This is a genomic window from Streptomyces kanasensis, from assembly GCF_043077165.1.
Taxonomy (GTDB): domain Bacteria; phylum Actinomycetota; class Actinomycetes; order Streptomycetales; family Streptomycetaceae; genus Streptomyces; species Streptomyces changanensis.
This window is the reverse complement of the sequence record NZ_JBIBSF010000007.1, coordinates 79271-91704: the sequence shown is the minus strand read 5'-3', so window position 1 is coordinate 91704 and position 12434 is coordinate 79271. Positions and strand designations below refer to the sequence as shown.

Here is a 12434-nt window from a genome sequence, read left to right as displayed (position 1 = left end):
CCATGAAACGTCCCCTCACGGCGCTCGCGGCCGTCGCCGCCCTCGGCTCGCTCGTCCTGACCGCGGGCTGCGCGGGTGAGCCCGTCTCCTTCGACACGCCGGCCGGCGCGTCCGCCCCGGCCGCCCCGGCCGATCCGTCCGCGTCGGGCGGGGCCACCGGCAAGGGCGGCGGTGGCGGGGCCGGTCCGGCGGGCACAGCCCCGAGGACGCTGATGCCGACGGGCCCGAAGGCCGAGTTCACCACCGAGAACACCGTCGACGACGGCACGAAGATCGGCGTGACGACGCTGGAGGGCAGGAAGTCCGGCTTCACGGGCAAGGTGTGGGTGTGGGCGCCGCCGCAGTATTTCGAGCCGAAGTACGCGAACAGCGGCTTCCCCGTGCTGATCGCCCTGCCCGGCGGCAACGGCTACCCGAAGAATTACTGGATGGGCACCGACCTGAAGTTGCAGAGCAGCATCAGCAGGTGGTCGAAGGAGGGCAAGAGCCTGCCGTTCGTCGTCGTGATGCCGGTGCTGAACCCGGATGACGAGTACTACTACGACGGCAGCGACATCCCGGGCCGGGAGAAGATGGGCACCTGGATGACGGAGGACGTTCCCGATTTCGTCAGGGCGAATTTCCGTACGTTCGACTCGCGCGACGGCTGGGCGTTCATGGGATCGTCGTCCGGCGCGTTCGTGGGACTGAAGTCGGTGCTGAAGCACCCGGACAAGTTCAAGGCGGTCATCGCGTCCGGGCCGGACACCGTGCCGGACTCGCCGCTGTGGGCCGGGCACGAGGCCGAGAAGGCCGCCAACCACCCGGAGAAGCTCGCCAAGGCCCTCTCCGCGCAGCCCTCCGCACCGGACCGGGACGTGTACCTGGCCTTCCAGATCGGCACCCGCGAGTCCGGCCTGCAGAACCTGCGCTCCTTCATCCGCGACTACGGCAAGGGCCCGGTGAAGACCCGCCTCCAGGTCATCCAGGACGGCGGGCACAACGCGAAGACGTACGTGAAGGGGATGGAGGACGGCTCGATCCAGTGGATCAGCCGACACATGCAGGCACCGATCCCGTCTCGCTGACCATCCCGGCGGCCCCCGCCCGGCAGCCCGCACCCCGTGGCCCGCGTCCGGCGGCCCGCGTCCGGCGGCCCGCGGGTCCCACACCCCGTGGCCCGCGTCCGATCCGGGCGCGGGCCCGGGCAGGGCCCCTCAGGGCTGGAGCAGGTCGATCCGCACGTCGGCCGGGTACCCGGTGGTCGCGCCCGTCCGGCGGGCGAACTCGCGCACCCCCGCCATCTGCGCGGGACCGAAGCGGAAGTCGAGGGTCGTGAAGTAGCGCTCCAGCAGCTCCGCGTCGAAGGACTCCCAGCGCGCGGCCTGCTCGGCGACCTTCGCGACCTCCTCCAGCGACAGGTCGCGGGAGGCGAGGAACGCCTCGTGGACCTTGCGCACGACGGCCGGCTCGCGCTCCGCGTAGTCGCGCCGCACGGCCCACACGGCGAAGACGAACGGCAGCCCCGTCCATTCCTTCCACATCCGCCCCAGGTCGTGGACCTGGAGGCCGAGCCGCGGCGCGTCGTGCAGGGAGGCGCGCAGGGCGGCGTCGCCGATGAGGACGGCCGCGTCGGCCTCCTGCATCATCACGCCCAGGTCGGGCGGGCAGGTGTAGTAGTCCGGGGTGACGCCGTACCGCTCGGCGAGCAGCAGCTGCGCGAGCCGGACGGAGGTCCGGGAGGTCGAGCCCAGCGCGACCCGCGCGCCGTCCAGCTGCTCCAGGGGCAGCTGGGAGACGATCACGCAGGACATGACGGGCCCGTCGCAGCCGACGGCGAGGTCGGGGAAGGCGACGAGCCGGTCCGCGTGGCGCAGGTACTCCACCAGCGTGACGGGCCCCAGGTCGAGCTCGCCGGCCACGATCTGCTCGCTGAGCCGCTCCGGGGTGTCCTTGGTCAACTCCAGGTCGAGCAGCGTGCCGGTACGCGCGAGCCCCCAGTAGAGGGGCAGGCAGTTCAGGAACTGGATGTGCCCGACGCGGGGCCGGGTCCGCTGTGATTCGTCCACACTCGTGAGGCTAGACCCCCTCCTGTCTGCGGCGTCTCACCGGGTGGACGGGGTCCGCGCCCATGATCCGGCTTCCGCCGGTTCAAACATCCGCATGACCTCTCGATGGAGTGATCTCCGCCTCTACCCATCTCCGCACTCTGCGTGCTACGCTCAACGCAAGTTGCAGTTTGGTTTCCCTTGCAGTACAGAGCCTGCGGAGCATGTAACCCGCAGGCTTTTGTAGTTTTCAGACTTGTTTGCAGGTTCTGGAGCAGGGCAACCCTTTGGCCCAAGGAGGGCTTATGGCTACCGGAACCGTCAAGTGGTTCAACGCTGAAAAGGGCTTTGGCTTCATCGCCCAGGACGGCGGCGGCCCGGATGTCTTCGTCCACTACTCCGCGATCAACGCGTCTGGCTTCCGCTCCCTCGAGGAGAACCAGCTCGTGAACTTCGACGTCACGCAGGGCCCGAAGGGCCCGCAGGCGGAGAACGTCACCCCGGCCTGATAAGCCAGGGTCGGCGATCGCGCTCGACTTAGCAGTACCCAAGGGGTCCCCCTCCCCGCACCAGCCTGGTGCGGGGAGGGGGACCTCTGCCTTTCCCCGCCCGGGCGGCCCCGCCGCCCCGGCCGGCCCCACCACCGCGCGCCCCGGCCGGCACCGCCCGCGGCCCGGCGCCGGCTCCACCACCGGCCCCGCCGACCCGGCCCGCCTTCCCGGCGACCCGCGGACCCGGCCCGCCTCCCCCGGTGGCCCCGCCGACCGGCCCTCCCCCGAAGGGCTGCCCGGCCGCTGCCTCCCTGCGTAAGCTGGGGACCATGACCGAACGGAAACCCCCCGGGATCAGCTTCGAGTCATGGGTCGACCGGCAGATCCGCGAGGCGACGGAGCGCGGGGACTTCGCGCACCTCTCCGGTCTCGGCAAGCCGCTCCCCGACGACACCGCGCCCTACGACGAGCTGTGGTGGGTCAAGGGCAAGATGCACCGCGAGGGCCTCGCCGCCCTCCCCCCGACGCTCGCCCTCCGCAAGGAGGCCGAGGACGCCCTGGAGGCGGTGGGCCGCGCGGTCTCGGAGGCCCAGGTGCGCCGCATTCTGGCGGAGATCAACGAGAAGATCACCGCCACCGTCCGCCGCCCACCCCCGGGCCCCCCGCTGAACCTGAAACCGTTCGACGTGGAAGCCGTACTGACCGACTGGCGCACCACCCGCGACCAGCGGTAGGTCGCGCGCCCGGCCGTTCGGTCCGCGCGCCCCGGTCCCGCGCTCCCCGCACGGGGCGCGGGGCCGGGGCGGCGGTGGTCAGGGGGCGTACAGGCGGTCGATCTCGGCGGCGAAGTCGCGGGTGATCGCCGCGCGGCGGAGCTTCAGGGACGGGGTGAGGTGGCCCGCCGCCTCGGTGAAGTCGCCCGTCAGGACGTGGAAGCGGCGGATGGACTCGGCGCGGGAGACGAGGCGGTTGGCGTCGTCGACCGCGCGTTGCAGGGCGGCGCGGAGGCTGTCGTCGTGGACCAGGTCGGCGAGGGGGACGTCGGTCTTCTTGTGCATGCGGCGCCAGTGGGCGAGGCCGTCCGGTTCCAGGGTGATCAGGGCGGTGACGTACGGGCGGTCGTCGCCGACCACCATGCACTGGCCGACGAGCGGGTGGGCGCGCAGCCGGTCCTCCAGCGGGGCCGGGGCGACGTTCTTGCCGCCGCTGGTGATGAGGACGTCCTTCTTGCGGCCCGTGATGGTGAGGTAGCCGTCCTCGTCCAGGGCGCCCAGGTCGCCGGTGGGGAGCCAGCCCTCGGCGGAGGTGACCGAGGTGGCGGAGCCGGGGGTGGCGGTGGGGCCGGCCGGGGTGGCGGCGGGGCCGGTGGGGGTGGGGCCGTCGGGGTTCCAGTAGCCGGTGAAGACGTGGCCGCCGCGCAGCAGGACCTCGCCGTCCTCCGCGATGCGCACCGACGTGCCGGGCAGGGGCCAGCCGACCGTGCCGAGCCGGGGGCGCTGCGGGGGCGTCACGGTCGAGGCGGCGGTGGTCTCCGTCAGGCCGTACCCCTCGAAGACGGAGATGCCCGCGCCCTCGTAGAACGCCGAGAGGCGGCGCCCCAGCGGTGATCCGCCGCAGATCGCGTACCGGACGTGCCCGCCGAGTGCCGCCCGGATGCGGCGGTACACCAGCGGGTCGTACAGGGCGCGGGCGCCGCGCAGGGCGTACGAGGGGCCGGGGCCGGTGCCGTGGTGGGCCGCCTCGACGGCCTCGCCGTAGCGCCGGGCGACGGCCGCCGCCCGGTCGAAGGAGGCGGCCCGGCCCATCTTCTCGGCCGTCGCCCGCGCGGTGTTGTACACCTTCTCCAGGACGTACGGGATCGCGACCAGGAAGGTCGGGCGGAAGCCGGCGAGGTCGGCGAGGAGGTCGTCCGTCGCGATCGACGGGGCGTGACCGAGGCGGACGCGGGCGCGCAGGCAGCCGATCGCGACCATCCGGCCCAGGACGTGGGAGAGGGGCAGGAAGAGGAGCGTGGACGCCGGTTCCGTGCTGACGGACCGGAAGACGGGGTGGAGCAGTTCGACGGCGTTGTCGACCTCGGCGAAGAAGTTGCCGTGGGTCAGGACGCAGCCCTTGGGGCGGCCGGTGGTGCCGGAGGTGTAGACGAGCGTGGCGACGCAGTCCGGTGAGAGGCCCGCGCGGCGGGCGGTGACCACTTCGTCCGGGATCCGCGCCCCGGCCTGCCGGAGGGTGGCGACGCCTCCGGTGTCGAGGGCCCACAGGTGCGTCAGGCCGGGGAGCGCGCGGCGCTCGGCGCTGATGAGCCGGGCCTGGTCCGTGTCCTCGACGACGCAGGCGGCGGCGCCCGAGTCCTGGAGTATCCAGCGGGCCTGGTAGGCGGACGAGGTCGGGTAGAGGGGCACGGTGACCAGTCCGGCCGCCCACGCGGCGAAGTCGACGAGCGTCCACTCGTAGGTGGTGCGGGCCATGAGGGCGAGGCGGTCGCCGGGGCGCAGGCCGTGCGCGATCAGGCCCTTCGCCACGGCCAGCACCTCGGCGGCGAAGTCGGCGGCCGTGACGTCCCGCCAGACGCCGTCGCGGTCCTTGCGGGCGAGGACCGGGGCGGCGGGCTCCGCGCGGGCGTTGTCGAAGGGGATGTCGGCGAGCGAGCCGTCCGTGACGGGCGGGGCGAGGGCGGGGACGGATGCCTCGCGTACCGCGCCGTCCACGAGGACGCGCTGCGGGGGGACCGGTTCCACTGTCACGTGCGGCTCCTTGCGTCGGCTGCCGTGGTGCTGTGGGTGGGTCGGGATCCGGACCGGGATCGGGATCCGGGTCGGGGCGGAAAGGGGGACGGGGACGGGGCAGGGAGGGGCGGGGGACGGGGGCTTTCCCGCGGGGCGGGGCGATCCGTACCGGGCGGCGCGGGGGCGGCGCGCGGTCGTTGTGCCGGGGTGCGGTCGTGCCGGAGGGCGGTCGTTGCCGGAAGGCGGGGTGCCGGAGTGCGGTCGTCGTGCCGGGCGGCGCGGGGGCGGCGCGCGGCCGTGCCGGAGCGGGGGCGTGCCGGGGCGCGGGGACGCTTGTTGACGGACGAGTCAACTTACTTGTTGGTAAGTTAGCCGCCCCCCACCCCTCTCGGCAATGCCCCGTCCGCACCTGCCGCGCCGGCGTTCAGGCGGCCCCCGGGGACCAGCCCCCGCCCCGCGCCAGGTCCCCCAGGCCCGACCAGGCGAGGCGCATGAGGGTCGCGGCCGCCTCGCGGGCGTCCACGCCCGGCGTGGCGTTGGCCCAGTCGGCCAGGGACTCGGCCGCCCCCACCAGGGCGTGCGCGAGCCCGGCCACGTCCCCGTCCGCGAGCCCCGGGTCCCGGTGGACCTCGCGGGCCGCGGCGCCGATGAGGGACGTGACGTACGCGACGATCTCCTCCCGCAGCGCCGCCACCTCCGCGGCGAACGGCTCGCCGTGGGTGCGGGCCTGACGGTGCAGCACCGCCCAGCCGTCGGGGTGGTCCGCGGTGTGCGCGAAGAACGCCGTCAGCCCCTCCCACAGCCGTCGCTCGACGGGTACGCCGGGCCCGGGGGCGCCCGCGCCCGCCCGTACGGCCGCCGTCAGCGCGGCCGCCTCCCGGCGTATGCAGGCGCTGAACAGCTCCTCCTTGGAGTGCAGGTAGAGGTAGACGAGCGGCTTGGACACGCCCGCGAGTTCGGCGATCTCCTCCATCGACGCCGCCCGGTACCCGCGCCTGCCGAAGGTGCGCACGGCGGCGTCGAGCATCTGCTGCTCGCGTTCCGCCCGCGGCAGCCGCCTCGGCCGTGCTCCGGCACCGGCCGCGCCACCCGTACCGGCCGTCCCACCCGTACCGGCCCTGCCGCCCGCGCCGCCCGTCCCACCCGTGCCGGTCGCGGCACCCGCGCCGGCCGTGCCACCCGTGCTCTCCACCGGCGCCCCGCCTCCTCATGATCGGCAGCCCGTAAGCCTACGGGCCGCTGCCCCGTACCCGAACGCCCGTGCCCCCCGCCGGAGTCGGCGGGGGGCACGGGTCGGGGTACGGCGGTGGTGGCGGGGCGTCAGGCCGCGACCGGCGGCAGCGACACCTTCCGCTCCGCCTCCCGCGGCTCGTCGTCGTCGACCGGGGAGGCCGACGCCGAGTGGTACGCGTCGAGGTCGAGGATCTTCTCACGCGCGGCGACGACGACCGGGACGAGCGCCTGGCCGGCGACGTTGGTGGCGGTGCGCATCATGTCGAGGACCGGGTCGATCGCCATGAGCAGGCCGACGCCCTCCAGGGGCAGGCCCAGGGTGGAGAGGGTCAGGGTCAGCATGACGGTGGCGCCGGTCAGGCCCGCGGTGGCGGCCGAGCCGATCACCGAGACCAGCGCGATCAGCACGTACTCCTTGACGCCCAGCTCCACACCGAAGATCTGCGCGATGAAGATCGCGGCGAGGGCCGGGTAGATCGCGGCGCAGCCGTCCATCTTGGTGGTGGCGCCGAACGGGACGGCGAAGGAGGTGTACTCCTTCGGCACGCCGAGGCGCTCGGTGACCTTGACCGTGACCGGCATGGTGCCGACCGAGGAGCGGGAGACGAAGGCCAGCTGGATGGCGGGCCAGGCACCCTTGAAGAACTGGACCGGGTTGACCTTGGCGACGGTCGCGAGCAGCAGCGGGTAGACGCCGAACATCACGAGGGCGCAGCCGATGTAGACGTCGGCGGTGAAGGTCGCGTACTTGCCGATGAGGTGCCAGCCGTACTCGGCGATGGCGTAGCCGATGAGGCCGACGGTGCCGATCGGGGCGAGGCGGATGACCCACCACAGGGCCTTCTGGAGCAGTTCCAGCACCGCCTCGGCGAACGTGAGGATCGGCTGGGCCCTCTCGCCGAGCTTGAGGGCGGCGATGCCGGCGACGACGGCCATGAAGACGATCTGGAGGACGTTCAGTTCGGTGAACGGGGTGATGACGTCCGTCGGGATGATGCCGGTGAGGAAGTCGAGCCAGGAGCCGGCGTGCTCGGGCTTCTGCCCGTCCTTCGGCGTGAGGCCGGTGCCGGCACCGGGGTTGGTGAGCAGGCCGATGACGATGCCGATGACGACCGCGATCAGCGACGTGATCATGAACCAGAGGAGGGTGCGGGTCGCCAGCCGGGCGGCGTTGTTCACCTTCCGCAGGTTGGTGATCGACACCAGGATCGCGAAGAAGACGAGCGGCGCGACGGCCAGCTTCAGCAGCTGGACGAAGATGTGGCCCACCTTGTCCAGGGTGGTGTGCAGCCACACGACGTCGTAGCTGCGGGTGATCCAGCCGAGGACCACGCCGAGGACGAGGCCCGCGACGATCTGCACCCAGAAGGGCGGCAGGGACATGCGGCGCGCGGGCGGGGACGTGGGCGCGGAAGCGGGCGCGGACACGGACACACTCCAGAAGGGCGTGAAGGGGTACGGACTGGGGGTTCGGGGTGGCGCCCGCGCGCCGGGGCGGCGCGGCCGCGTGGTGCCGGGCGGGGCTGGTTCCGGGCGGGAACCGGTCGCCGGGCGTGAGCGGGAGGCTCAGACCTCGCGGCGACAGGCCGCGGAAACACGGCGGCAGAGGTCGACGTGCAGGCGCGCCACGAGCGGGACGCTCGTGGTCGTGTGGCGGAGGCGCACTGCGGTCTTCATGCCCAGAACGTTAACACCTGAACTTTGAGGAACCCAAAGCCGTACTTTGACAGGCGCGGGAACGGGCCGGCCTGGGAAAACGACAACACCCCAGGCCGGAACGAGCGTTCCTGGACCCGGGGCGGAAGGGTGTCGCGTGCCGTGTGACGAACGTTATACGCCGTCCTCCTGCGTGCGGTTGGCCTCCAGGCGCGCCTTGGCCTGGCCGACCTTCTCCACGATCTGCTCGGACATCGCCTCGCGCTGCCGGCGCAGCAGGACGAAGCTGAGCGGCGCGGAGACGACGATGGAGAGCAGCAGCACCCAGAGCGCGTTGGACTCGCCGAGACCGCGGGGGATCAGACCGACGTACACCAGCGCGTACAGGACGACGAAGCAGCCGGCGAACACGCCGATCCGCATGAGCGTGTACTTGAGGGTGGCGGTCGACCTGGTGGTGGCGGTCACGATGGGCCTCTTCCTTCTCCGTACTCGTGCTGCGGCTGCGCGGTTCTGCCCGACTAGTGAAGCACGCGGTGGAATGGATCACTTCAAGGGGAGGAGCATGACGACGTCGTCCCGGTACTCGTCGTCACCGAGCCGGATGGCGTCGGGGACGCGGCCGACCTCCTTGTAGCCGCACGAGGCGTAGAACCGCTCCAGCCCCATGCCGCCGCGGCAGGTGAGGCGGATCGCCTCCATGCCGTCCATCCCGCGCACGGCGTCCTCGGCGGCGGCGAGCAGCGCCCGGCCGTGGCCCATGCCGTGGTACTTGGGGTGGACCATGACGGTGTACAGCCACACCCAGTGGCTCATGAGGCGGTGGGTGTTGAAGGTGACGAACGCCGTGGCGGCCACCGCGCCGTCCGCGTCGTACCCCGCGAGGAGCCGCATGCGGCCCTCGTCCATCGCGTTGAGGTGGCTCACCCACTGCGGGCGGATGTCGTCGGGCGTCACGGGCGGGACGAAGCCGACGGCGCCGCCGGCGTTGGTGACGTCCGCCCACAGGTCGAGGACACCGTCACGCAGGTGCCGGTCGACAGGCGGGTCCAGTACGAAGTCGAGCGTCATGCCCCGACGATAGGCGGATCGGGCGGGGGCCCGGACGGGGCACCCGGTCAGGGCCCGACGGAGACCGGAGCGGGGACGCCCGGGCGGCGGCCCCGAGGCCGCCGGGTCCGGCCCGGCGGCCTCGGGGGTGCGTCAGAAGCGCATGGGCTGCGGGGCCTCGCGGCGGGCGGTGTCGGGGCCCGGGTACTCGCGGATGATCTCGTAGCGGGTGTTGCGCTCCACGGGGCGGAACCCGGCGTCGCGGATGAGCTCCAGCAGGTCGTCGCGGGTGAGCTTGTTCGGCGTGCCGTAGTTGTCCGCGTCGTGGGTGATCTTGTACTCGACCACCGAGCCGTCCATGTCGTCCGCGCCGTGCTGGAGCGCGAGCTGCGCGGTCTGCACGCCGTGCATGACCCAGAAGACCTTGACGTGCGGGACGTTGTCGAACAGCAGCCGCGAGACCGCGAAGGTCTTCAGGGCCTCCGCGCCGGTCGCCATGGTCGTGCGGGCCTGGAGCCGGTTGCGGACCTTGCCGTCCTGCATGTCGACGAAGTCGTGCTGGTACCGCAGGGGGATGAAGACCTGGAAGCCGCCGGTCTCGTCCTGGAGTTCCCGCAGGCGCAGCACGTGGTCGACGCGGTGGCGGGGCTCCTCGATGTGCCCGTACAGCATCGTCGACGGGGTCTTCAGACCCTTCTCGTGCGCGAGCCGGTGGATGCGGGACCAGTCCTCCCAGTGGGTGCGGTGGTCCACGATGTGCTGCCGCACCTCCCAGTCGAAGATCTCCGCGCCGCCGCCGGTCAGCGACTCCAGACCGGCCTCGATCAGCTCGTCCAGGATGTCGGAGGCGGACATGCCGGAGATCGTCTCGAAGTGGTGGATCTCCGTCGCGGTGAACGCCTTGAGCGAGACGTTCGGCAGGGCCTTCTTCAGCTCGCTCAGCGACCGCGGGTAGTAGCGCCAGGGCAGGTTGGGGTGGAGCCCGTTGACGATGTGCAGCTCGGTGAGGTTCTCGTTCTCCATCGCCTTGGCGAGGCGGACGGCCTCCTCGATGCGCATGGTGTACGCGTCCTTCTCGCCCGGCTTGCGCTGGAACGAGCAGTAGGCGCACGACGCGGTGCACACGTTGGTCATGTTGAGGTGGCGGTTGACGTTGAAGTGCACGACGTCGCCGTTCTTGCGCGTGCGCACCTCGTGGGCGAGACCGCCGAGCCAGGCGAGGTCGTCCGACGCGTAGAGGGCGATGCCGTCCTCGCGGGTCAGCCGCTCCCCGGACCGGACCTTCTCCTCCAGCTCGCGCTTGAGCCCCGCGTCCATACGGACCTGCCTCCCACTACGTCGAACCCGTGTGTCCCACAACGGACGCACCCACCGTACTCCCCCGCCCCGCGGGCTCCGGCACCCACCACCGGCCGGGGTCTTCCGCCTGGACGGGCCCGGCCCGGTCCGGACGGAGGACCCCCGGGGTCAGGGCTGCTCCGGCAGCTCGCCGACGCGGTTCTCCCACTTGGTGGAGAGCACGATCGTGGTGCGGGTCCGCGACACGCCCCGGGTGCCGGAGAGCCGGCGGATGATCTTCTCCAGGCCGTCCACGTCGTTGGCGCGGACCTTGAGCATGTACGAGTCGTCGCCCGCGATGAACCAGCAGTCCTCGATCTCCTGGAGGTCCTTCAGGCGGCGCGCCACGTCCTCGTGGTCGGCGGCGTCGGAGAGGGAGATGCCGACCAGGGCCGTCACGCCGAGACCCAGGGAGGCGGCGTCGACCGTCGCCCGGTAGCCGGTGATGACCCCGGCCGCTTCGAGGCGGTTGATGCGGTCGGTGACGGAGGGCCCCGAGAGCCCCACGAGGCGGCCGAGCTCGGCGTACGAGGCCCTGCCGTTCTCCCGCAGAGCCTGGATGAGCTGCCTATCCACGGCGTCCATATACCTGAAGCCTTCCATTAATCAGCAATCCAGCAAGTACAGGTGTAGAATCTAAGGCACACAGGGGGGATTTCCCTGTGATTCACTCAACGATCAACGACGATCCCAGGAGATGACACTCATCGTGTACACGATCGAGATGGCCTACGCCCACATGCGTTCCATGCAGGAGCAGGCTCATCGCTCGCGTGTCCGCAAGGCAGCCGTCGCGGCCCGCCAGGGGGCGGCCGGCGAGCGGCGCACGTCGACGTCCCGTACGAAGAAGGGCTGACCCCGGCGACGCCGGACCGTCAGTCCTTCCGGGAGCCACCGAGCTCTCCCTTCCAGCGGCGGTACAGCCGGTGCGGCACCCCTGCCGCGTCCAGCACCCGCCCGGCGACGAAGTCCACCAGGTCCTGGATGTGCGTCGCCCCCGCGTAGAACGCCGGCGAGGCGGGCAGCACCACGGCTCCCGCCTCGTCGAGCGCGACCAGGTGCCTGAGGGTCTGCCCGTTCAACGGCGTCTCCCGCACCGCGACCACCAGCGGCCGGCGCTCCTTCAGCACCACGCTCGCCGCGCGCTGGAGCAGGTCCTTCGACAGGCCCAGCGCCACTCCGGCCACACAGGCCGTGGACGCGGGCACGACCAGCATCCCCTTCGCCGGGTACGACCCGGACGACGGCCCCGCGGCGAGGTCCCCCGCCGCCCAGTGGCGTATGTCGGCGCCCGCCACGTCCACGTCGAACGTGCCCGGCACACCGTCCGCGCCCCGCGACAGCCACTCCTGGAGGTCCTCGCGCCAGTGCGCGTCGCGGAAGGAGATCCCGGTCTCGTCCAGCAGCGTCAGCCGCGACGCGCGCGACACCACCAGATCGACGCTCTCCCCCGCGGCGAGCAGTCCGCGCAGAACGGCTGCCGCGTACGGCGTTCCGGACGCCCCGGACACTCCGACGACCCACGGACGACGACGCTGCTCTTCTACCGGCTCCACGCCGCTGAGCCTATCCGCCCACCCGGGCCCGCCACCCCGCCCGGGGGCCGCCCGGGGGCCGCGCGGACCGCCGGGGGCGGGGGGCCGCGCTGGGGGCCGCGCTGGGATGGCCGGAGGCCGTGCCCGGGGGCGGGCCCGCGGGGAGCGGGCCCGGCGGGCTCCGGCCCCCGGGGCGGGCCGGAACCCGCCGGGAAGCATGCGGGGTGGGCCGCACCGGGCGTCGTACCGGGGCCGACGCGGGGCGGCGCCGTTGCGGGGGCGCAACCGCCTGGCGTCATGCCGGGACGGCCCGGGGCCGTGCCCGGGGCGTACCGGAGCCCCGCCGGGTGCGTAGGCCGTGCCCGGGGCGTACCGGAA

Annotated in this window: 13 protein-coding genes; 4 read left to right on the top strand and 9 right to left on the bottom strand. The window is 72.6% G+C overall.

Annotated features, from left to right (window positions below; all coding sequences use genetic code 11):
• Positions 1–2 precede the first annotated feature (2 nt).
• Positions 3–1067 (top strand): alpha/beta hydrolase, encoded by a 1065-nt coding sequence (locus tag ACF053_RS18645; protein WP_391954921.1) that lies wholly within the window; start codon positions 3–5, stop codon positions 1065–1067.
• A gap of 129 nt (positions 1068–1196) precedes the next feature.
• Here ACF053_RS18645 and ACF053_RS18640 read toward each other — a convergent pair whose 3' ends face one another.
• On the bottom strand, positions 1197–2048 hold the full coding sequence (locus ACF053_RS18640; protein ID WP_391954920.1) for a menaquinone biosynthetic enzyme MqnA/MqnD family protein: 852 nt from the start codon (positions 2046–2048) through the stop codon (positions 1197–1199).
• Between the two features lie 284 nt (positions 2049–2332).
• On the opposite strand from ACF053_RS18640, the gene ACF053_RS18635 reads away from it, so the two are divergent.
• Together ACF053_RS18635 and ACF053_RS18630 are read left to right on the top strand one after the other, a co-directional pair.
• On the top strand, positions 2333–2536 hold the full coding sequence (locus ACF053_RS18635; protein WP_008738468.1) for a cold-shock protein: 204 nt from the start codon (positions 2333–2335) through the stop codon (positions 2534–2536).
• Positions 2537–2847: 311 nt separating this feature from the next.
• Positions 2848–3252 carry a DnaJ family domain-containing protein gene (locus tag ACF053_RS18630; protein ID WP_391954919.1) on the top strand — a complete coding sequence of 135 codons (405 nt, stop codon included), beginning with the start codon at positions 2848–2850 and terminating at the stop codon, positions 3250–3252.
• A gap of 78 nt (positions 3253–3330) precedes the next feature.
• On the opposite strand, the gene ACF053_RS18625 is transcribed toward ACF053_RS18630, so the two are convergent.
• The 7 genes from ACF053_RS18625 to ACF053_RS18595 all read right to left on the bottom strand — a co-directional run bounded on the left by ACF053_RS18625 (position 3331) and on the right by ACF053_RS18595 (position 11106).
• Positions 3331–5262, bottom strand: a complete 1932-nt coding sequence (locus ACF053_RS18625) for an AMP-dependent synthetase/ligase (protein ID WP_391954918.1) — start codon at positions 5260–5262, stop codon at positions 3331–3333.
• Positions 5263–5668: 406 nt separating this feature from the next.
• Complete coding sequence (locus ACF053_RS18620) at positions 5669–6271, bottom strand: TetR/AcrR family transcriptional regulator (RefSeq protein WP_391955135.1); 603 nt, start codon at positions 6269–6271, stop codon at positions 5669–5671.
• A gap of 293 nt (positions 6272–6564) precedes the next feature.
• Positions 6565–7905, bottom strand: coding sequence for a dicarboxylate/amino acid:cation symporter (locus ACF053_RS18615; protein WP_391954917.1), 1341 nt, complete (start codon positions 7903–7905; stop codon positions 6565–6567).
• A 402-nt stretch (positions 7906–8307) separates the two neighbouring features.
• Positions 8308–8601, bottom strand: a complete 294-nt coding sequence (locus ACF053_RS18610; RefSeq protein ID WP_391954916.1) for a DUF4229 domain-containing protein — start codon at positions 8599–8601, stop codon at positions 8308–8310.
• A gap of 78 nt (positions 8602–8679) precedes the next feature.
• Positions 8680–9204 carry a GNAT family N-acetyltransferase gene (locus ACF053_RS18605; protein WP_391954915.1) on the bottom strand — a complete coding sequence of 175 codons (525 nt, stop codon included), beginning with the start codon at positions 9202–9204 and terminating at the stop codon, positions 8680–8682.
• Between the two features lie 132 nt (positions 9205–9336).
• Positions 9337–10500, bottom strand: a complete 1164-nt coding sequence (mqnE, locus tag ACF053_RS18600; protein WP_391954914.1) for an aminofutalosine synthase MqnE — start codon at positions 10498–10500, stop codon at positions 9337–9339.
• 150 nt (positions 10501–10650) lie between these two features.
• The gene (locus tag ACF053_RS18595; RefSeq protein ID WP_058944470.1) at positions 10651–11106 is read right to left on the bottom strand and encodes an Lrp/AsnC family transcriptional regulator; all 456 of its coding nucleotides are present in this window, start codon (positions 11104–11106) and stop codon (positions 10651–10653) included.
• A gap of 112 nt (positions 11107–11218) precedes the next feature.
• Here ACF053_RS18595 and ACF053_RS18590 point away from each other — a divergent pair, with 112 nt between their 5' ends.
• A complete protein-coding gene (locus ACF053_RS18590; protein WP_391954913.1) occupies positions 11219–11377 on the top strand; it encodes a hypothetical protein in 159 nt (52 codons plus the stop codon).
• 19 nt (positions 11378–11396) lie between these two features.
• On the opposite strand, the gene ACF053_RS18585 is transcribed toward ACF053_RS18590, so the two are convergent.
• On the bottom strand, positions 11397–12077 hold the full coding sequence (locus tag ACF053_RS18585; RefSeq protein ID WP_391954912.1) for a UbiX family flavin prenyltransferase: 681 nt from the start codon (positions 12075–12077) through the stop codon (positions 11397–11399).
• Between the last annotated feature and the right edge of the window lie 357 nt (positions 12078–12434).